Here is a 20,575-nt window from a genome sequence, read left to right as displayed (position 1 = left end):
AGAGTGTCTATCACTTGATATATAAGGTCATGAAAACTAAAAAACCTTCCCTTGTAAAGAGAAAGTTTTTTAAATTCATTATATACTTAAATAAACTATGGGGCTTTTTTGTAATTAAAAAAAGTCCTTCCTTATAGCAGGGAAATGCTGTCATAAGTTGATGTTGTTTTCATAAAAAATGATAAGTGTTCTTTTAAAAATGCCACATAACGGTCAATCTCTTCTACTGTAGAGTATGGCGAAATAGTGAAAAATTTATGCGCATAGACAGGGATTTTCTTGTTTGAATTTGCTGCTTTTACTAGGCACTGCTTTTTTGTATTCCCAAAGAAAATCGTATCTCTTTCAGCACCGATTATTTCTGCAAACGCATCATTAAATTGATTAATTTCAATCATTTCCTCAGCAGTTAAAAGACCGTTCCTTTCTTCTTTCCATTTTGGCTCTTCTGGATAAAAACGGAAAGTGGTAATCGGTGAAACCTCATTCGTAATGGCAACATTCGGGATTTCTTTTGTCAGCGTTTCTCTAAATTTACTATTCACACGAATATAGTTAGCTAGCAGCATTTGATATCCCTCCACACCAAATGCTAATAACGATGCATAAATTGCTAACGCACTTCCCATTCGCGAACATTCTAATGTATAGCCTGTATGGTAGCTGCCGTAACCACGATTGCCAACATAAGGAGTTTCCTCTTCGTCTAAATCAACATACTTAAGGCTTTCTCTGTTTTTAATCAAAAATAAACTTGTAATATACGGTGTTTGTCCTAGCTTATGGAAATCAAATACCATACTATCAGCATGCTTGATCTGTTTAAACTTCTGTTGATAGGATTGCAAAACTTCCTTAACATCATCTTCCAATTGAAGGGCATTTCTCTCAAAATCATAATCATTAAAGAAGGTGTACATTCCTCCCATCGCTGAGTCTGCATGAATATAGAGCGGGCTTAGACAATGCTTGCGTTCTAGCTCCTCCGCTAGTTGCTTAATTCCTGCTATATCATCAATTCCAAAGGTATCCGTTGTGCCCATTGTTGCAAGAATATAAAGAGGCACCCCACCTTTTGCAATAACTTGCTCTATTTTCTCCTTTAAATCTTCTAGATTCATAGAATGATCTTGGTTCACCTTGACTCTAACCATATTTTCTACTCCAATTCCGGCTGCTTCTACAGATTTATATAAGCTGTAGTGGGATAACTCAGAACAGAAGCAGTAAAGATTTTTCGGAATGCCCATTTGGTTAGAGGAAGGAGCATAACGAGCAATAGCGAGGCGTAAAGAATTGAAAACAGCTCCTTGCCCTCCCCATGTTGTATAGCCCGCACTTAAATTTTCGTCATATCCGATTAATTTAGACAGCATACTTGTGATTTCCACTTCAGCTGTAGCTGCGGCCGGGCCTTCTACATCCCAAAGGTTATTCCCATTTACAAGCACCATGACTAAATTACCTATGATACTAGCAATATTCGGCAAAGGTGCTGCATTGGCCACATAATTACGATTGACATAGCGATGACCTTCTACCAATTTTAGAAGCTCTTTGATTACTTCATCGATCGACACCCCTGCTTGAGGAACATTCGCATTTTGAATCACACGATTGTAATAATCCTCGGTGTACTCTGGCATTTCTCCAAGTGTTAATTTGTCAGGATCCTTTAATTCATCTATTTTTGTTAAAATTGTCTTAAAGTAGGACAGTAATTCCTCTCGTTGAAAGTCATTTCCGTCCATGCTAGGAAACAATGCTTGTATTTCCTTCATTTTATTTGACCTCCTTGACGTTTTTTCCTAGAAGTATTTTTTATTTAAACAAAGTAATAATCCAATCTGATAAGCCTGCTGCGTCTAAAAAAACGATAACAATGGCAATAGGAACAACGTATTTCAACAGAACATAACAAATCATAAAAAATACATATCCTACATTTGATCCTCGCTTTAATTCTGCAAATAAATCAGCCTTTGAAACTTTTTGAGAAACAAAAATAGCAATTAATAATGCACCTAGAGGCATTAAGATGTTACTAACCAGATAATCCATCAAATCAAAAATTGTCTTATTGAATAGATAGATTTCGGAAAGAGCACCATACGATAGGCAAGATGGAATACCAACAATAAAAATAAGGAATCCAATTATCCAAGTAGCTTTCTTCCTTTTAGCTGCATCATTTTTAGTAACTGCTGCAACTATAATTTCAATCATTGAGAATGCGGAAGTGAGAGCTGCAAATAAGAATAATAGTAAAAAGGCCAAGAAAAAAAACATCCCAAAGGGCATATGAGCAAACACTGCAGGTAAAACAGAGAATATTAACACAGGTCCTGCATTTGGCTCCATACCAAAGGAGAAAACTCCTGGAAAAATAGCTAATCCCGCCAATAAAGCTATAACGATATTCAAGATAATGATCGAAATGGCCGAACGGGGTAGATTTTGAGACTTAGGTAAATAGGAAGCATATGTAAGCATAACCGAAACACCTAATGACAAGGTAAAAAACGCTTGTCCTAATGCAAATAAAATACTCTCAGATGTCAGCTTCGAAAAATCTGGCACAAGCAGGAACTTTACTCCCTCCATTGCTCCATCCAAACTTAAAGAGCGAATCACTAATATTAAAAATAAAATAACTAATGCAGGCATCATAATTTTACTTGCTAATTCAATTCCTTTTTGCACACCTTGGGCAACAACAAGAATCGTGATTAGCATAAATACAAGCTGTGCCGATATAGTGGAATAAGGGTTGGAAATAATTTCGCCAAACAGCTCTCCGTATTGATCTTGACTCAGTCCAGCTAAACCACCGCTCAAAACCTTTACAATATATAGGATTATCCAGCCGCCTACAACGCTATAAAACGAAAGAAGTAAAAAGCTTGTAAACACACCGAGTTTACCAATAAAATTCCACTTAGGATTAGAGGCTAGCTTGCCATATGTTCGAATCGCATTACTTTGCCCCATTCTCCCAATCATAAACTCTCCTAATAATAAGGGCATACCCAACACCAAAGTAAATACTAAAAAAAGTAAGAGAAAGGCTCCTCCTCCCCCTGTTCCAGCGACGTAAGGAAATTTCCAAATAGCCCCCAATCCTATCGCTGATCCGGCTGCTGCTAAAACAAATCCTATTTTTGATCTCCATTGCTCTTGTTGTGACATAATTACTCCCTTTCCTGTTGCAACATACAATCCCTTCTGCTAGAAACTCAAATCCAAATAAAAAAGTCCACACGAAGGAGGACATAAAAAAGCAATCTATTGCTTTATAAGCAAATATCCAACCCTTTTGGCAACCCTGGCTACCATGGAAATACTTCTTTAGGCCCGCAGCTTTGCGTCCTCATTTTTCAATGAGTTTGCTATTTTCGAAGGAATATAACAAAATACTGTTATTTACGTTAAAAGTGGAATTAAAGTAAAAGCTTCTCACAAGTTTGAATACCGATGAGAAGCTTTTTTCTAACTTAAACCGCTACAGTAATATCACCTTCAGCATGTGATTTTTGTTCTGAAGCTTGATTCCACGTGGATAATAGTTTATCTACATCATTTTTCAATTCTAAAAGATTTTCGGCTTCTTGTACTAGACCTTGAATTGTTTGTAATTCATCATCGCTGATTTCGATTAATTCCTCAAACATTTCAACCGATTCTCGTGAGATAGAAGCTATCTGTACAATTGTCGCCATGATTTGTTGAGAAGCAGACGATAGTTCTTCTGTACTTGCAGAGGAATTCTCATTATTTTCCGCAATAACCTTTGTCGTCGACAGAATCTGTTCAAACATTGTTCCAACCTCTAAGATGTTAGTATTTGTCTCTTTAAATTCTTCTGTGCCCTGTTGCATTGATTTAACAACTATATTCGTTTCTTCTTGAATATTTTTCACAATATTCGATACTTCTGAAGAGGACTGACGGGACTGTTCAGCCAATTTTCGTACTTCATCTGCTACAACAGCAAACCCCTTACCGTGTTCACCGGCCCGAGCTGCTTCTATCGCTGCGTTTAAAGCCAATAAATTAATTTGTTCGGAAATACCTGTAATTACTTTTACGATTGTTCCAATTTCTTTAGATTTTTCTCCAAGATTATTGATGGCATGAAAAGTTGTATTAATTGTTTGATTAAATTGCTCCATTTGCACTAAAGAGTCCTTTAACTTTTCGTCTCCCTCTTGCGTTAATTCTAATGTAGTATTGGACTGTTCCGAAATTTGGTTGGATCTTATGGATAAATCCTCAATCGCCTGAGCCATTTCTTCCATTGAAAGGGCGCTTTCCTCTGTAGCGACTAATTGTTTCTGTAAGCCTCTGCCAACCTCGTCAATTGCTGCTCTAACAATGTCCGCTTTTTCCATCGCGTATTCACCAATTTCAGTTAAACTTTCTCCCTTTTTATGTACATTTTTGGAAAAAGAAAAGAACTTTCCCCTTACACGCTCTAAAAATTCAATTAATTGATTAAAGGTAGCATGATAAGAACTTGAACCTTCTACTTTGCTGCTCATACTGCCTGCAGCTATTTCTTTCATCCCGTTCATGATCTCTTTATTAATATGAGGATGATGTTTCAATGTAAAATATCGATAAGCAAAATACACGGTGGTAACCAATAAGATAACAATAATACCTAGCAATATAGCCTCCATAATAAATAACTCTCCTATTTATATATTTGTTTAGACATACTGAAATTTTAAAACTCTTTCATAATGATATAAGTGCCGTCAGCGATTGTTGCAGGAATATCTTTTAATCTGCTATTTTCTTGATATTTATGAACAATATAATTTCCTTTAACATCTCTATATTTCTTCATATTATGATATTTTTCCATGACACGCATAGACTTAGGATTTGTTGCTTCTCCTACAACAGCCTTTAATCCCTGTTCAGATGCTTTCGTTATTAATTTATTTCCTAATTGCTTAATAATTTCGTGACGCTCAAGTTCAGCAGTTACTCCTAACATGAATAAATGAAGTATCTCGCCATCCTGCAGTTCTTTTCCAGTGCGCTGCTTATAATCATCCAAAAAGCGTTTATCTACATCCTCAAGAACATGCAGAATAACATTCATATCTAAAAAGGTGCCTTCAAATACATCTTCTCCAATAATCTCTGGAGCATTGGTATCTCCAGCAAGAACACCAACAACCTTTTGATTATTATCTATTGCAACTGCACAATATCCTTGCTCCACAGTAGCATCTATATAATCTTTCGTGAACTGATAGAAATCCTCATAGCCTATATTTAACTGACCAACCATTGGCTCTTGAACCCATTTCCCAGCAATATCCACTCCAATAAATGAGCTTGCAAGACAGTCAGCAGCCTTTTCGATTAGATCTGTTTGTTCCTTTGTTATAATTTCATATTTATACGACATTTCTACCTTTTGCACTTCATAACTCCCTTTCAAATCCGATTAAAAAATAGCTTTTTTATTAAAACCTGGCATTACTTAGAATGAGAGGCACGATCAATAAATGTACCTGCAAAATCAATTCTTTCTAGGGCGTTTCTAATTTGCACTTGGGCAATTTTTGACGAAGGTTTAATTACAAGAACATCCTTAAAACCTAAGCTAGAGTAAAATTGCATTGTTTGTTCTAACTGAGGTACCACCTTTGATGGAACAGGCGTTTGATGAGTACCATCCACGACAAAAGTATAATCCTTTTTAGATACTTTACTTATCGTATCCTGTAAATCAACCATATACCCCTCTGCGTCTTCCTCTCTCATCAATCCATGTACCTGGACACGTACTTCTTTTGAGTTTTCATCTATTTCCATTTTATACTTCTTTTTGTCTACAACAATCATCTCAAATCTCCTTTTCTATTAAGTTTCTATAGTTTATGTTTTTTATTGTTCTCCACAAGTCCAAAGCAAAAATAAATAGCTATCCTAGACATACATAAATAGGGATAGCCAAATAATTGCTTAAAGTATACCTGGCAACCCGACTATCATTATCCAGAAGGATTTTAGACTCGTAGCTTTGCGTCCTTACCTTTCGATAAGTTTGCCTTTTTCAATTTCAGGAAAACAATGGTACTAATAGCATATATACATATTACTATTCCATTATAAGGAACTTGTCATTTTTTGTCGATACCAGTATTTTTTCTTCACATAAAAGAAACAAAAAATAGGTCTAATTACCTTGTTTTTTTCCAAATGATAATATTTGAAAATTCTCTCTCTTTACGTATATAGTTAAATTGTATAATAAACTCAATAAAGGAGTGGCGTTATGGGATTGAAAAGGAATTGGGCAGGGAATTTTCAATATAGTGCAACTAACTGGCACGAACCAGAATCAGTGGAGGAAATTCAACAATTAGTTTTAAAATTAAAAAAGCTTCGTGTAATTGGAACTCGTCACTCATTTAATAGCATCGCTGATTCAGAGGAGAATATCGTCTCTTTGCAAAAACTGAATAAAGTTATTGCTATTAATAGCGAAGAAAAAACAGTAACGGTAGAAGCAGGAATGAAGTATGGAGATCTTTGCCACGTGCTTCAGCAGCATGGCTATGCCTTACATAATCTTGCATCCCTTCCACACATTTCGATTGCTGGAGCTTGTGCTACAGCAACTCATGGTTCAGGTAATAGCAATCAAAATTTAGCTGCTGCAGTTTCCGCTATGGAAGTCGTTACAGCGGACGGTTGTATCATAACTTTTTCAAGAGAAAAGTCAGAAGAGGAATTACATGGTGCAGTCGTTGGATTAGGAGGAATTGGTATTGTTACAAAACTCACCTTAGATATTCATCCAAGTCATCTAATGCGGCAAGATGTTTATGAAAATCTTCCATTTGCTCAAACAGCTCATCATTTTGACACCATTTCTTCCAGTGCTTATAGTGTCAGTCTGTTTACAGATTGGCAGGACGAAACATTTAATCAAGTGTGGTTAAAGAGTAAGCTGACAGATGACCAGACTTTTTCATTAGGTGATGACTTTTACGGAGCAAAAGCAGCCAAAGAAAATCTTCATCCAGTACGAGGAGTCGCTGCAACTAATTGCACGGCACAGCTTGGTGTTCCAGGAGATTGGCTTGATCGCATGCCACACTTCCGGATGGACTTCACTCCAAGTAAGGGACAAGAGCTGCAAAGTGAATATATATTCCCGCGAGAGCATGCTTATAACGCTCTTTGTGCCCTTAGTGAAATACGTGAATACATCGCACCCCTTTTATTTATTTCGGAAGTGCGGACAATTGCGAAGGACGAACTGTGGTTAAGCCCATCCTATAAACAGGATTCCATCGCTATTCACTTTACTTGGCAAGATAAGTGGAAGGAAGTTCAGCAAGTACTCCCGTTAATCGAATCCAAGCTCGAGCCTTTTCAGGCAAAGCCACATTGGGGGAAGCTATTTACTACCGCCCCTTCCAAAATACAATCGCTATATGAAAAAATGCCCGCATTCCAGCAATTACTTATTAAGTACGACCCACAAGGTAAGTTTCGCAATACTTTTATGAATAAGTATATTTTTAACGAACATAACTGAATCCGTTTACAATAAAATCCCGCTAGGTTGCTTCTAAACTAAAAAGCAATGGGTGCTTAATCTATTGCTCCCATTGCTTTTTAGAAAACATCAAATTTTTCATGCTAAATCTCAATAATAATCGGAAGAATCATTGGCTTTCTCTTTGTTTGATTAAATAAATACTGGCCAACCGATTTTTTAATATTTTGTTTCATTACATTCCATTTATGAATATTCTCTGATTGCAAGTCATTGACAGTCTTTTTGACCAAACGGTTTACTTCCTTCAGTAATTCATCAGAGTTACGGGCATAAACAAATCCCCTCGTAATCGTATCTGGGCCAGAAATAATCTTCCTGTCGCCCTTGCTGATGGTAATAATAACAACAAGCATCCCATCTTCCGATAGCTGCTTTCGATCTCTTAACACAATATCGCCAACATCCCCAACACCCATCCCATCTACATATGTGTCTCCTGCTGGGACAAAGCGTGTTTGACGGGCTACTCCATTTTTGATATCGACAACTTCTCCATTTTTAATAATAAAAGTATTTTCTTTTTCCACTCCCACTGATTCTGCTAATATTCGATGATGGTAGAGCATACGAGATTCTCCATGAATGGGAATGAAGTAGGTTGGTTTCATTAAGGTTAACATTAACTTTAGATCTTCTTGATAGCCATGACCAGAAACGTGCATACCGGTTGTACTGCCAGAACCATAAATTACTTTTGCCCCAAGTTGAAATAAATTATCTATGATTTTAGAGACGTCTTTTTCATTTCCAGGGATTGGAGATGCTGCTAGAATAACAGTATCCCCCGGATATATTGTAACATCGCGAAAGTTCCCACTTGCTAAACGTGACAAAGCAGCCATTGGTTCTCCTTGACTACCTGTACAGAGAATGGCAACTTTCTCTGCTGGCAGTTGGTCTACTTGACTGACATCAATTAACATTCCCTCCGGCATATGAAGATAGCCACGTTCTATAGCAACGTTCACCACATTTACCATACTGCGGCCAAGCAATGCTAATTTACGATTTGTTTTTATAGCAGACTCTACTACTTGTTGTATTCTATTAACATTCGAAGCAAATGTCGAAATGAAAATTTTCCCATCTGCTTTCATAAAGGCTTCATCTAAATGAGAACCAACCATTTGTTCAGAAGGAGTTAACCCCTTTCGTTCTGCATTTGTGCTCTCTGATATTAATGCTAAAACTCCCTGCTGCCCGATTTCCGCCATTTTATGTATATCAGCATATTGGTTATTCGCCGGGGTTAAATCAAATTTAAAGTCACCTGTGTGAACAATATTTCCTTCTGGGGTGTGGAAAACAACTCCAAGACAGTCTGGGATACTGTGACTTACCTTAAAAAAGGAAACTTGCACTTCTCCAAACTCTAGCTTGGAGCTAGAATCAATAGTTATTAATTTTGTCTCTCCGTTTAGCTTATGCTCATTGATTTTAAGCTCTATTAAACCTAAGGTAAATCTTGTAGCATAAATAGGAATGCTTAATTTCCTTAGAATATAGGGGATTCCACCAATATGGTCTTCATGACCATGGGTAACGATTAAAGCTTTAATTTTATCCTGATTCTCCTCCAAATAGGTTATATCTGGAATTATTAAATCAATACCCAATAAGCTTTCATCAGGAAATTTCCCTCCACAATCAATAACAAAAATTTCATCCTCATATTGAACGACATACATATTTTTTCCGATTTCATTTATTCCGCCTAATGCAAAAAACGACAAAGCATTCTCATCCACTTTCATTATTCTCCTCCTTAGCACACTAAATATTGTTATTATTTCTTTTTTATTTAGCTTTCATGCAAAAAGAAGAGAAACACATCTATTGCTTAAGAAACTTTAAAGAAAAGGCTCCTGCAGAAAAAGAAAAAACCCCAATAAGGGGTCTTAATCCAAAATTCACTATTTTAAGTTTTTTATGCCAGTTTCTAATACTTCCATTTGCCATAACGTTTGTTCGTCTGTTATGGTCTTATCTTCCCCATTTATAATCGCTTTGTATAAATCATCATACACTCTTCCATAATCGCCGTTTACCGATTTCACTGTTTCTTCATGGATTGTCCCTTCATCATCAATGTAGGTTAATACTCCATAATGTTTTATCGTATCTATCCCGAAATCTTTATTATCCGGCATGTAAAATAATTTTAAATGTTCCTCTTGACGATCTTTTGTTTCTTTCACAAAAGATCCCTTTTTTCCATGAACGACAAAGCTAGGTCTTTCTTTCAATCTAAAATAACTAGACTTTACAGACACTTTCATCTTCCCATAATATAAATCTAAATCAAAATAATCATTCATTCTTCCTTGTCCTAATAATTGCCTTACATCATAATGAATATGATCAGGTTTGCCAAAATAGCTGATGACTTGATCAAGCGTATGGCAGCCATGTCCATATAAAAATGACTCCGCAGGATTAAAGGTCTGTGCAGATTCTGGCACTTCCGGACGGTAATAATCGTAGTGCATTTCCACTTCCAGCAAATCCCCTAGTTTTCCTTCTTCAATGACCTTTTGCACAGTCAGAAAATCACTGTCAAAACGTCTATTTTGATACGCCTGCACAATTAAATTCTTCTCTTTCGCCAATGCAAATATTTCTCTGGCCTGTTCGGCAGTTTCCATAAAAGGTTTTTCAACTAAACAGTGTTTATTATGTTCTAGTGCTAATTTAGTGTATTCAAAATGACTGTCATGTCTTGTGCAAATAACAATTAATTGAATGTCTTTATCATTTAATAATTCATTTAAATCAGATGTATAATTGACTCCTGCAATTCGATCCCAGCTTTCACGCTTTGGATTTCTTTGGTAAATTGTTTTTACCTTGATATTCTCTCTTTGTAATACAAACGGCAGATGATATCTGTTTGTGCTTTTCCCATTTCCAATATAACCAATAGTAAGCATAGCAGCCTCCTAAAAATTTATTTATTATACTATTTATCCCATTTTTCTTCCTATTTGTCATGTGAAAAGCACCTCCTAAAAAAATCATACTAGGAGGTGCTTTTCTCTTTTATATTGTCTTACTTACATTAAGTGAATTAGGTGGAATACAATACCTACCACGAATAAGCCAAGAATCATAACGATTGGAGAAACTTTCTTTCTAAGCAGCCACATACAAAGAAGTGTTAACAATAATCCAGCTAAACCAGGAATTAAGCTATCTAAGTTGCTTTGTAATGTAGTTACTTTTATTGGATCTAATGAAAGACCAGCAGCTTGCTGTTCCAAGGCTGTCTTAATCCCCTCTGCTCCAGCAGGTAATTTATCCCAATCAATATAAGCACCTTCATCAAGCTCTACTGACGATACAACAGGGGTAAATTTGACCGATACCCACCGGTTTACGAGTGCACCGAGGATAAACATCCCGAGAATCGATGCCCCTTTTGTAATGTTTTGTAGCAACCCACCAGATAAGTCATCCGTAATTTTTGAACCAGCTTTGTAGCCAACTTCTTGTGTATACCAAGTGAATCCCATGCGGATAAGGTTCCAAGCAAAGAAGTAAATAATTGGTCCAAGAATATTACCAGTTAAAGCAAGAGAAGCAGCCAAAGCACCAAGGATTGGCTTCACTGTAAACCAGAAAACTGGATCTCCAATACCAGCTAATGGTCCCATCATTCCGACTTTAACCCCTTGAATTGCTTTATCATCCACTGGTGCTCCATTAGCACGCTCTTCTTCAAGTGCTAATGTTACACCAAGAATAGGTGAAGCCACATAAGGATGTGTATTAAAGAACTCTAAGTGACGTTTTAGTGCTTCCGCACGATCTTCTTTTGATTTATATAATCTTTTTATAGCAGGAATCATGGCAAATGCCCAACCACCGTTTTGCATACGTTCATAGTTCCAAGAACCTTGAATAAACGTGGAACGCCACCAAACCGAAATACGATCTTTTTTTGATAATTTAAATGCTTTTTCCATTTTCTGTCCCCTCCTTCTTAGTAATTATCGATAATATCGCCTAGTGGATCACCAGTGTTCCCATTTCCGCCATTACCAGAACCGCCTTTGTTAGAAAGCGCAAGATAGATAAGAGCAAGAGCCACACCGATAGCCCCAAGACCAATAAGTGTAATTTGTGAAACAGTCGCTAATACGAAACCAATCGCAAAGAATGGCCATACTTCTTTTGTAGCCATCATGTTAATAACCATTGCGTAACCAACAGCTACAACCATTCCCCCACCGATTGCTAAACCGTTTGTCAACCAATCTGGCATTGCTGTAAGTAAGTCACTCACAGGACCTGCCCCAATAGCGATAATTAATGCAGCTGGAATAGCAATACGTAATCCTTGTAAGATAATCGCAAAAATATGCCATAGTTCAACTTTTTTAATGTTTCCTTCTTTCGCCGCCGCATCCATCAAATGCACCAATCCTGTTGCAATTGTACGAACGATGATAGTTAATAATAAACCAGCAACTGCAAGTGGAACTGCAATCGCAATAGCAGAAGATACACCGGCATCTCCTTGACCACTTAAAACTAAAATAATGGCAGATGCAACTGATGCTAGTGCAGCATCCGGTGCTACTGCAGCCCCGATGTTCGCCCAACCTAAAGCGATCATTTGAAGGGTACCACCTAAGATAAGACATGGTACTAATTCTCCTGTAACTAAGCCGATTAACGTACAGGCAATGATTGGTTGGTGAAAGTGGAATTCATCCAGGATTCCTTCAACACCAGCTAAAAACGCTACAATAATGACTAATAATATTTGAATCATATTTAAATCCATGTTTATTAATCCTCCTTTTTCTTTGATATTCGGATTATTTTCGTCTATTTAATTCATCTTGTGCTTTCTTGATTATTTCATCCATATTACCTTTTGAATCATTCGGAACTTTACGTACATCAAAGCTTAAACCAGCTTCTTTTAACTTCGCAAATGCATCAATATCGTCTTGGTTAAAAGCTAACACCTTATTCGGCTGAACTTTACCAGGTGAGTGTGCCATAGAACCTACGTTGATTGTCTTTAATGGAACACCACCCTCAACTGCTCTAAGAGCATCTTGTGGATTTTCAAATAGTAGTAAAGCGCGTTGACCACCAAAATGTTGATCATCTTTTGCAAGTTCGATCATTTTTTTCACTGGAACAACATGTGCTTTTACTCCTGGAGGAGCAGCCTGTTGGATTAATTTCTTACGAAGTTCATCCTTCGCTACTTCATCAGAGACAACAATAATACGGGTAGGCTGTGTCGTTTTTGTCCAAGCAGTTGCTACTTGTCCATGAAGTAAACGAGAATCAATACGTGCTAACACATATTCAAATTTTCCAGGAGCACCTGCACTTGCTGGCTGAGCAGTCGTATTAGCAGCTGTTTCTGCTGGTTCTAAAGCTTCAGGTCTTACTTTAACTCCTTCTTTAGCTGTTCCTAAAATATGTGCGGCAATTTCATGTGCAGTGTTCATTGTAAAGCGTGATGCATAAGCTTCAATCAACATTGGTAAGTTCATACCAGCAACAATTGCCCATTTTTCATTATGTTCTTCAAACAAGCTATTGGCTTGGTTGAAAGGAGTTCCACCCCAAAGATCAACTAAGAATAGTACTTCGTCTTGGTTATCGAAAGAGGCGATCGCTTCTTGCATTTTTGCCTTTACATCTGCAGGTCCTTCGCTTGGCATCAATGTAACAGCTTTTACATTTTCTTGCTCTCCGAAGATCATTGCTCCAGATTGCAAGATACCACTGGCAAATTCACCATGACTAGCAATGATAATTCCTACCATCTTTTTACCTCCCATTATTATTTTTACAGCTATCAAGCTGCATTTTTCCAACTCATCTAAAGCGATTACATAAAAGCGATTACAGTGTTTGATAAAAATAAAAAAGGCATGAGTAAAAAGTCGATTTAAATGAAGTTATAGGTATAGAATGCCCCTATTCCCTTCATTCAATCATACTTTTTTACTCATGCCTGATCGAATCAGTAACACGTAAAATAATGACGATAGTTATTCAATTTATTCTGTAAACGCTTTAAACGGAGTAATTAATATCCTTCTGCTTCACTTTAGTAAGCTTGCAAAAAAATTATAGCACACTGGATTTTCTCTTTCAATAGGGAAATTATTTTTTTTGATTCCGCTATCATTTTCTGAAACCCTCTCTCCCAAACAATGCTATGATTCTTTAATTGCAATAGTTTTTTCCTCTATCCATTCTACTGCGGATCTATTATTTTTTCGACTTACCCTTTAATCCGCGTTTAATAACATCAAAGAAACTCAACGATTGAACCATACGCTTCGGATCAACGTACTCACGAATTGTCCGTAAAACTTTTTTCGGGTCTTTAGAGGAAAATGTATATGTCCCATTTCGCTTCGTTTGGATAGAATAACGCGGAATCCATTTCCCCTTGAACATGATAGAAGCAATTACATAATCCACCTCTTCCCAAGGAATCTGGATAAACTTGCGAGCATCACGGCTATTAAAGAATTCAAAGCCCTTGTCCCCAATCATAATCTTCCCATATTCTGAGATTCCTGTGTGTGAGGTTGCGTTCATAACTAAATCGACTTTTGTATTAATTGATTGGACCATTTGTTTACTCCATTTCTATCTTTTAATACTAATAATTATACGTCTTTTTTTGCTTTAAGCAAATACTCTGGGAGAGTTCACATTATCTTCAGAATTTGGATTGAGTAATATAGAAGATGTTATATCTATCGGAGATCTCTCGTATTAATAGTCTAGTATTTTATTAGTAAAAACTTGAATAGTCTAAACAGAATTGACTTATTAGGAAATATAAAATAAGGAACAAGTGGATAACACCTGTTCCTTAGCTATTTATCTCCAAATATCTTTTAATACCCAATAAGTAAAATCAATTACTTGTGCTTCGCCATTTTCCAGAAAAAGTTCTACACCTAATCTTTCCTCCTTTGGATATATTCGACTAGTCATTGATACCTCTCCATCATTGGCGAATATCTCTATAGAGGATCGATCAATAAACACCCTGAGAGAAAGTAACTGGTCTGATTTAAGCATTGTACTTCTAATCCCATCTTCCTCCTTACCAGACTTTGAACAATCCAATACTAACTTTTTATTCTCTTTTTGATACATGATGGTTGTCTTTTCTTGATTGATCCCACAAATTTTTAAGCCGACAGCCTCAGCTGATGTTTTTGCCAAGTCAAACTCTACTCTCAATTCAAGTAGATCCTCTTTTATTTCAACGAAATAAACACTGGATAAAATATGATTTTTACATACAGTTCTCTCTGCTTCCCGCAATAAAGTTAACTCTTCAACAGGATACATTAAAATTTTATTATTTTCCCCTAATTTTAGTTCCCTTGGCAGTGTTAACGCTCCACACCATCCATCTTCCTTCGATGGCATGTTTGACTCCCACATATCCATCCAACCAATGGAGATACGGCGACCTTTATTATCCAGGAATGTTTGAACAGCATAAAAATCATGTCCATTATCCAACTCAATAAAAGCACCGTGTACAAACTCATTTGTTTCGTAATTATATTCACCCACCAAATATCCTGTTTGAAATAAATTATTATATAAATCTCCTTTTGCTTCTATCCCTTGTGGCGAAAATAATAAGACATACTTTCCGTCCAGTTCAAAGAAATCAGGACACTCCCACATATATCCAAGAGTTCCATCGCTTTCAGCCAAAACACCAAGATACTCCCATTTTCTTAAATCTATTGATTTATAAAGAACTGCTTTTCCAATATCCCCTTTTCGAGTACCTAATACCATATACCAATAATCCCCGTGTTTCCACACTTTCGGGTCGCGAAAATGCCCGGACCCTTCCTCTGGATGCTTTGTAATCACTGGATTTGCAATTTCCTTTGTAAAATGAATACCATCAGTACTTGTCGCGATACATTGTGATTGATCAAGAATATCTTTTTCTTGATCAATAAAGATATTCCCTGTATAAATTAATGTCAGGATCCCGTTATGATCAACTGCACTTCCTGAAAAACAACCATCTTTTTCATAATCTTCTGTTGGAGCAAGAGCAATCGGCAAGTGTTCCCAGTGAACCAAGTCTTTACTTTTCACATGCCCCCAATGCATAGGCCCCCAATTTTCATCATATGGGTGATGTTGATAGAATACATGGTATTCTCCCTTATACTGTACTAATCCGTTAGGATCATTTATCCAGTTTGCTGGAGCCATAATATGGTAACCTAAACGATAACGATTGTTGATTTTTTTCTTTGCATTTTGAAGAGCTTCTTCCGCTTGTAACAGTTTATCAATTGTTTTCATCTGAAAAGCCTCCTAACTAATCTCTTTCAAATTTTTTGAAGTTTTATTGACTATGTTTTTATCTGAATTTAATAAAGTAAAAATTGAAATAGTGGAAAATAAAAGTACTGAAATTCCCATAATGATATACGATTGACGGAAGCCAATACTATCATATAAATTACCCGCTACAGGCGACAGAATCGAAGCACCAACTTGTGACGAAAATTGGAAACCAACTAAATATAACACAGATGACAAGCGTGTATCGAAGTTTGCTGCCAAATATTTAAAGATTGCAATTAACATGATTGGCAGTTCAACTGCATGAATCAATTTCATTGCTGATATTCCGATTGGTCCTGCAACTAGCCCCGAACCAACAATTCGGAAAGCCATTAAATAACCCGCTAAGAGTAAACTTTTTTTCGGTCCAAGCTTATTTACAATAAACGGAGCAAGGAACATCATTCCTGCCTCTAAAAAAACTTGGAAGGAATTTAAGTATCCAAATACTTGATTTCCTAATTCCTTTGTTGGGAATAAAGATGAATAATAAATTGGAAACTGCTGATCATAAACACTATAAACACAGGTGACCCCAATTACATACATCATCAATAACCAAAAGTCCTTTAAAAGAAACAATTGTCCAACATCTTTTAATTTTACTGAATCTGCTCTTTCCATCTCCCGATTTGAAATTTCAACTTGTACCGAAATAATGATGGCGACTAAGATTATAGCTGAGACAGAAGCAATCCAAAAGTTGATATTAGGATTAATATTAAATAATTGGCCAGCGAAAAAAGTCGCTGCCGCCCAGCCTAAAGAGCCCCACATTCTTGATTTCCCATATTCAAAGTTGTACTTACGTCCTACTTTTTCAATATACGATTCAATTGCTCCAATTCCTGCTAGAAAGGCAGAACCTAGGTAAAGTCCCCCTACGATTGCACCCACCATTACATTGTATTGTAATAATGGCCCATAAACATAGATATAAAAAGGTCCAACAAATACAAGTAATAAACTAATGAAAAATAAGATGTTTTTCTTTAAGCCAATTTTGTCTGAAATATATCCATATAACGGTTGCATACACAAAGCAAAGATAGCGTTTACAGAAAAGATAATACCTGTTTCCGCCCCATTTAAATTAACCTCTTGCCCTAACCAAATTGAAAATAAGGAATAGCTGGATGACCAAGTGAAAAAGAAAAAGAAAAAATATGCACTTAATTTCCAATAAAGACTTTTTGAACTCTTCATTTTCATATCTCCTTTACAGTAATTTAGAAAAACAAACCCAAACAAATACTGAAAGCACTTTCAATGATCATTCTATGTCAACCGGTTCCATATGTCAACCCGTTGACATAATAAACAGAAAAATAATCTACTAAACAATCTTTTAAGCTATTGTTCCTTTTAGTACTTTTACTGGAAGCTTTATTTGAATAGAGGATCCCTAAATTCGCTTTCATTTTTACCTCTATAAACATTAATACAAGAAATAAAGTTTAATAAATTCCAAATGTATCTTTTAAAAGAAGAAGTTCTCTTTAATCTAAATAAATAAAATAATTGTAAAACTAAAAATTATATAATAACATTCAAACAAATTTGAACGTTAAAGGAGTATTGAAGGATGTCCTCTACAAATTTATTATTGATTAAATCTTACGATCAATTAAAAGCGATTAGTGATCCCTTAAGAATAAGAATCTTTTCCGAAATAACAAACCAATCCAAAACGGGGAAACAAATTGGGGATATTTTAAATATCCCTGCCCCTAAGGTACATTACCATTTAAAGGAACTTGAAAAAGTTAAGATAATATATATTGAAAAAACGGAATTACTAAATGGGATTGCACAGAAATTTTATAAGACTTATGGAACAGATATTGTTATCGACCAAAAGCTTTTTCCTCACCTCAATGAAATGAATGAATCAATTAGAACTTCAATATATTCAATTTTGTCAAATGCAAGAAATGAGGCAATTGTTGCTCCCGAGGAATCATTTTCAATATCTTCAGGAGAATATATGGATTGGCCATTAATTTCTATTCAAACAAAAGTTAATATTAATCGACAACAGTTTATGAAGTGGAAAAAAAAGTATCATAATCTTTTAAATGAATTAGCAATTATGGAAAATACGGACCAAGAAGATATAAGCACTTTTTATATTTCAAGTGTAGGTTTCGAAGTAAAAAAGGAAAAAGGTGAATTTTAAAATGATATCCTTATTTAGAAACTGGAGGTTTACACGATTATTTTCCGGAAGAATTATAACTAATATGGCAGACAGTATCTATTATATTGCAGCAATGTGGTTAGTATATGAATTAGGAGGATCAGCATTTCACACTGGATTAGCAGGCTTTTTAGCCTTGTTACCACAAGCAATACAATTTTTAGCAGGTCCATTGGTTGATCGTTGGTCTTTAAGAAAAACCCTATTTATTACTCAGCTTGTTCAAGGCATACTTATAGCTATTATTCCGATTGCGCATCAATTCAATTATTTAAATGTAACTACAGTACTAATTATAATTCCTTTGATATCTTTGCTAAATCAATTCGCATACCCGGCTCAAACAGCTGCTTTACCTTTGATATTGAAAAAAGATGAATTAGTTAAAGGTAATTCATTATTTAGTTTTGCTTATCAAGGCATTGATATGGCTTTTAATGCAATTGCGGGTATACTAATTTCATTATTAGGAGTAGTAACGTTATTCATTATAGATTCCATAGTATTTTTTATTGCTGCCGTATTATTTTTATCAATTAGAATTTCTGTTAATGAGGATCCAGATGTCTTAATACCAGATAATAAACAAAGAAAACTGAAACAATTACTTAAGAATTATTGGTTAGAATTAACTGATGGATTTAAATTTGTTTTTGGTTCTATCATTGCTAAATTATTTGTATCGATAGTTGTTGCAAACTTTGCAATTGGGGCGACCCTTGCTATTTTACCAGTATACGGTGAATACCTTGGTGGTTCTGAGACATATGGATATTTAATGGCAGCATTATCAGCAGGAACATTAATAGGAGCTCTATTGGGGAGTATTATGGGAAAATTCCCTTTAGGTACTTTGACAATTATAGCATTTATTATAGGATTTTGTTTTTGGATTAGTTCCATCTTTATGCCTTCAAAAACTTTATCTATTATATTGTTTGGTTTTGCTTGGATACCTTTAGGTGTAACCAATGTTGTCATGAATTCAGCTATATTAGGAATGATTCCACAGAAATTGGTTGCGAGAACTATTACGGTGGCAGCTAGTATCGGGACTTTAATGATGCCTATCGGTTCCCTTTTAGGCGGTTACGTTGCTACAATTCTTGATATTACCCTAGTCTTCGGATTATTAAGTTTTGGATTTTTATTCATATCAATTTTTTGGATTTTAAATTCTACATTAAGGAAATTGCCACAGCCAGTTAAAATGAATGCTGAAGATTATGGATTACATGTAAAAAATCAAAAATCCAACTCAGGCTAAATAAACCAACTATAGTCTAGAAGTTCTCATCAACATACTTCTTTATTGATCATCTCTTACTATCCTTTCTGCGGATAAGCTTTGTACTGTTCATTTAAGTTGATTTTTGTATAAAATTTACTTTCTATTAAAATAATTACAACTTATAATGTATTTAAATCTATACTAAGGAGAAAGAAATGAATTATGAAAACATCTACCCCATGCCCTAACTGTAACAAATCTCTTACAATCGAACATTTTGAAGATTTTCCATCACCATTTAATATGAAATGCCCGCATTGTAAGGCTAAGTTAAAAGAAACAAAGATGACACCAATATTAATTTTAGTAGCAATAATCATAATTCCTCTCTTTATTTTACTTGGTGTCACTGTCAAAAACTTTTTAACTAACTTCTTTCCTATTGTGGAAAAAATTCCTACAGCAATAATTTTCCTAGCATTTTGCTATCCCGTTTATGCTTTATATGAAGCTTTCAATGCTGTTATTATCTTTAAAGGGAATCTCCAATTAAAAAAACGTCAGTAATAATAGAAGCGTGAATTCTCTCACGCTTTTTGTATTAAATTAGAGCTTTTCTTTTCCGATTGCACAGCTGTTATCTACTTTCCTTACGTTTAACTATTAGCTTTCGTCCATCACATATTCCGTATCTAATTCTTGTTAATTTCATGAAAACGATGTCTTCATTTTCTTTATCAAACCAAAACACCATACTCCCACGACATCGTCTAAAACCTTAGCCAACTTTACTCCTCCTTGCTACACTTTAGTTATCTGTTTTCACTTCATGTCGAATCTTTTAGTTTTTTGTGGAATTCTATTCCTTTAATAATTCCAGTATTTGATATACCATAAATATACTTATTACGTTTGAAAGGCGGTGAATTCATGAAAAAAAATCTCTTGAAAATTACAATGGTTTTTGGATTAATTTTCTCTGTGTCATCACCAGTATTTGGTTCAGATGTGAAACCAATGATTTCTGACTGTGGTGGTTCAGAACATCCAGTTCCGTGCTGGGCTTATTAAATTTTGTACAGTAATACATTGGAACCTTTATTGATTTACTTCTATGAAACAATTATGCCTTTCCTTCTCTCCCTCCCGAAGGATTAAAAATGAT

Annotated in this window: 18 protein-coding genes and 2 riboswitches; of the genes, 5 read left to right on the top strand and 13 right to left on the bottom strand. The window is 35.5% G+C overall.

The features are described 5' to 3' along the window. Positions 1–131 precede the first annotated feature (131 nt). The 5 genes from NST77_RS23530 to NST77_RS23510 all read right to left on the bottom strand — a co-directional run bounded on the left by NST77_RS23530 (position 132) and on the right by NST77_RS23510 (position 5,865). On the bottom strand, positions 132–1,781 hold the full coding sequence (locus NST77_RS23530; RefSeq protein ID WP_123258812.1) for a pyridoxal phosphate-dependent decarboxylase family protein: 1,650 nt from the start codon (positions 1,779–1,781) through the stop codon (positions 132–134). Between the two features lie 40 nt (positions 1,782–1,821). Then, positions 1,822–3,189 carry a sodium-dependent transporter gene (locus tag NST77_RS23525; protein WP_341123661.1) on the bottom strand — a complete coding sequence of 456 codons (1,368 nt, stop codon included), beginning with the start codon at positions 3,187–3,189 and terminating at the stop codon, positions 1,822–1,824. Positions 3,190–3,315: 126 nt separating this feature from the next. Continuing rightward, positions 3,316–3,401, bottom strand: a riboswitch (cyclic di-GMP riboswitch). A gap of 93 nt (positions 3,402–3,494) precedes the next feature. Then, a complete protein-coding gene (locus NST77_RS23520) occupies positions 3,495–4,682 on the bottom strand; it encodes a methyl-accepting chemotaxis protein (RefSeq protein WP_095332956.1) in 1,188 nt (395 codons plus the stop codon). Between the two features lie 47 nt (positions 4,683–4,729). After that, on the bottom strand, positions 4,730–5,440 hold the full coding sequence (locus NST77_RS23515) for a hypothetical protein (protein ID WP_235850340.1): 711 nt from the start codon (positions 5,438–5,440) through the stop codon (positions 4,730–4,732). 56 nt (positions 5,441–5,496) lie between these two features. Further along, the gene (locus NST77_RS23510) at positions 5,497–5,865 is read right to left on the bottom strand and encodes a hypothetical protein (protein WP_047943348.1); all 369 of its coding nucleotides are present in this window, start codon (positions 5,863–5,865) and stop codon (positions 5,497–5,499) included. Positions 5,866–5,995: 130 nt separating this feature from the next. Further along, positions 5,996–6,082, bottom strand: a riboswitch (cyclic di-GMP riboswitch). A 216-nt stretch (positions 6,083–6,298) separates the two neighbouring features. Here NST77_RS23510 and NST77_RS23505 point away from each other — a divergent pair. Then, positions 6,299–7,570, top strand: a complete 1,272-nt coding sequence (locus tag NST77_RS23505; protein ID WP_163187744.1) for an FAD-binding protein — start codon at positions 6,299–6,301, stop codon at positions 7,568–7,570. Positions 7,571–7,674: 104 nt separating this feature from the next. On the opposite strand, the gene NST77_RS23500 is transcribed toward NST77_RS23505, so the two are convergent. From NST77_RS23500 to NST77_RS23465, 8 genes are all read right to left on the bottom strand, one after another. After that, positions 7,675–9,348 (bottom strand): ribonuclease J, encoded by a 1,674-nt coding sequence (locus tag NST77_RS23500; protein ID WP_095332952.1) that lies wholly within the window; start codon positions 9,346–9,348, stop codon positions 7,675–7,677. Positions 9,349–9,507: 159 nt separating this feature from the next. Beyond that, positions 9,508–10,524, bottom strand: a complete 1,017-nt coding sequence (locus NST77_RS23495; RefSeq protein ID WP_341123660.1) for an oxidoreductase — start codon at positions 10,522–10,524, stop codon at positions 9,508–9,510. Positions 10,525–10,647: 123 nt separating this feature from the next. Then, entirely contained in the window at positions 10,648–11,559 is a 912-nt protein-coding gene (locus NST77_RS23490; RefSeq protein WP_047943344.1) for a PTS system mannose/fructose/sorbose family transporter subunit IID, read from the bottom strand. A 17-nt stretch (positions 11,560–11,576) separates the two neighbouring features. Then, entirely contained in the window at positions 11,577–12,383 is an 807-nt protein-coding gene (locus tag NST77_RS23485) for a PTS mannose/fructose/sorbose transporter subunit IIC (RefSeq protein ID WP_047943343.1), read from the bottom strand. A 34-nt stretch (positions 12,384–12,417) separates the two neighbouring features. After that, a complete protein-coding gene (locus NST77_RS23480; protein ID WP_095332948.1) occupies positions 12,418–13,389 on the bottom strand; it encodes a mannose/fructose/sorbose PTS transporter subunit IIA in 972 nt (323 codons plus the stop codon). Positions 13,390–13,840: 451 nt separating this feature from the next. Then, positions 13,841–14,212 (bottom strand): DUF956 family protein, encoded by a 372-nt coding sequence (locus NST77_RS23475; RefSeq protein ID WP_095332946.1) that lies wholly within the window; start codon positions 14,210–14,212, stop codon positions 13,841–13,843. 252 nt (positions 14,213–14,464) lie between these two features. Beyond that, positions 14,465–15,925, bottom strand: a complete 1,461-nt coding sequence (locus tag NST77_RS23470; RefSeq protein ID WP_172859860.1) for a sucrose-6-phosphate hydrolase — start codon at positions 15,923–15,925, stop codon at positions 14,465–14,467. Positions 15,926–15,946: 21 nt separating this feature from the next. Further along, the gene (locus NST77_RS23465; protein WP_341123659.1) at positions 15,947–17,185 is read right to left on the bottom strand and encodes an MFS transporter; all 1,239 of its coding nucleotides are present in this window, start codon (positions 17,183–17,185) and stop codon (positions 15,947–15,949) included. Positions 17,186–17,564: 379 nt separating this feature from the next. On the opposite strand from NST77_RS23465, the gene NST77_RS23460 reads away from it, so the two are divergent. The 4 genes from NST77_RS23460 (at position 17,565) to NST77_RS23445 (ending at position 20,481) form a co-directional block, all read left to right on the top strand. Further along, positions 17,565–18,158, top strand: a complete 594-nt coding sequence (locus tag NST77_RS23460; protein WP_163187740.1) for a helix-turn-helix domain-containing protein — start codon at positions 17,565–17,567, stop codon at positions 18,156–18,158. Between the two features lies 1 nt (position 18,159). Continuing rightward, positions 18,160–19,446: an MFS transporter gene (locus NST77_RS23455; protein WP_123258805.1), complete on the top strand. Its 1,287-nt coding sequence runs from the start codon at positions 18,160–18,162 to the stop codon at positions 19,444–19,446. A gap of 186 nt (positions 19,447–19,632) precedes the next feature. Then, positions 19,633–19,977 (top strand): hypothetical protein, encoded by a 345-nt coding sequence (locus tag NST77_RS23450; protein ID WP_123258804.1) that lies wholly within the window; start codon positions 19,633–19,635, stop codon positions 19,975–19,977. Between the two features lie 363 nt (positions 19,978–20,340). Beyond that, positions 20,341–20,481, top strand: a complete 141-nt coding sequence (locus NST77_RS23445; protein WP_156485486.1) for a hypothetical protein — start codon at positions 20,341–20,343, stop codon at positions 20,479–20,481. The last annotated feature ends 94 nt before the right edge of the window (positions 20,482–20,575 follow it).

Source organism: Niallia sp. FSL W8-0177 (assembly GCF_038006285.1).
Lineage (GTDB): Bacteria > Bacillota > Bacilli > Bacillales > Cytobacillaceae > Niallia > Niallia circulans_A.
Note: the sequence above shows the minus strand (reverse complement) of the source record. Positions and strands in the feature narration are given on the sequence as shown.

Coding starts and splice junctions, on each gene's coding strand:
- NST77_RS23530 (WP_123258812.1), bottom strand. CDS start 1,781: ATGAAGGAAATACAAGCATTGTTTCCTAGCATGGACGGAAATGACTTT.
- NST77_RS23525 (WP_341123661.1), bottom strand. CDS start 3,189: ATGTCACAACAAGAGCAATGGAGATCAAAAATAGGATTTGTTTTAGCA.
- NST77_RS23520 (WP_095332956.1), bottom strand. CDS start 4,682: ATGGAGGCTATATTGCTAGGTATTATTGTTATCTTATTGGTTACCACC.
- NST77_RS23510 (WP_047943348.1), bottom strand. CDS start 5,865: ATGATTGTTGTAGACAAAAAGAAGTATAAAATGGAAATAGATGAAAAC.
- NST77_RS23505 (WP_163187744.1), top strand. CDS start 6,299: ATGGGATTGAAAAGGAATTGGGCAGGGAATTTTCAATATAGTGCAACT.
- NST77_RS23500 (WP_095332952.1), bottom strand. CDS start 9,348: ATGAAAGTGGATGAGAATGCTTTGTCGTTTTTTGCATTAGGCGGAATA.
- NST77_RS23495 (WP_341123660.1), bottom strand. CDS start 10,524: ATGCTTACTATTGGTTATATTGGAAATGGGAAAAGCACAAACAGATAT.
- NST77_RS23490 (WP_047943344.1), bottom strand. CDS start 11,559: ATGGAAAAAGCATTTAAATTATCAAAAAAAGATCGTATTTCGGTTTGG.
- NST77_RS23485 (WP_047943343.1), bottom strand. CDS start 12,383: ATGGATTTAAATATGATTCAAATATTATTAGTCATTATTGTAGCGTTT.
- NST77_RS23480 (WP_095332948.1), bottom strand. CDS start 13,389: ATGGTAGGAATTATCATTGCTAGTCATGGTGAATTTGCCAGTGGTATC.
- NST77_RS23475 (WP_095332946.1), bottom strand. CDS start 14,212: ATGGTCCAATCAATTAATACAAAAGTCGATTTAGTTATGAACGCAACC.
- NST77_RS23465 (WP_341123659.1), bottom strand. CDS start 17,185: ATGAAGAGTTCAAAAAGTCTTTATTGGAAATTAAGTGCATATTTTTTC.
- NST77_RS23460 (WP_163187740.1), top strand. CDS start 17,565: ATGTCCTCTACAAATTTATTATTGATTAAATCTTACGATCAATTAAAA.
- NST77_RS23455 (WP_123258805.1), top strand. CDS start 18,160: ATGATATCCTTATTTAGAAACTGGAGGTTTACACGATTATTTTCCGGA.
- NST77_RS23450 (WP_123258804.1), top strand. CDS start 19,633: ATGAAAACATCTACCCCATGCCCTAACTGTAACAAATCTCTTACAATC.
- NST77_RS23445 (WP_156485486.1), top strand. CDS start 20,341: ATGAAAAAAAATCTCTTGAAAATTACAATGGTTTTTGGATTAATTTTC.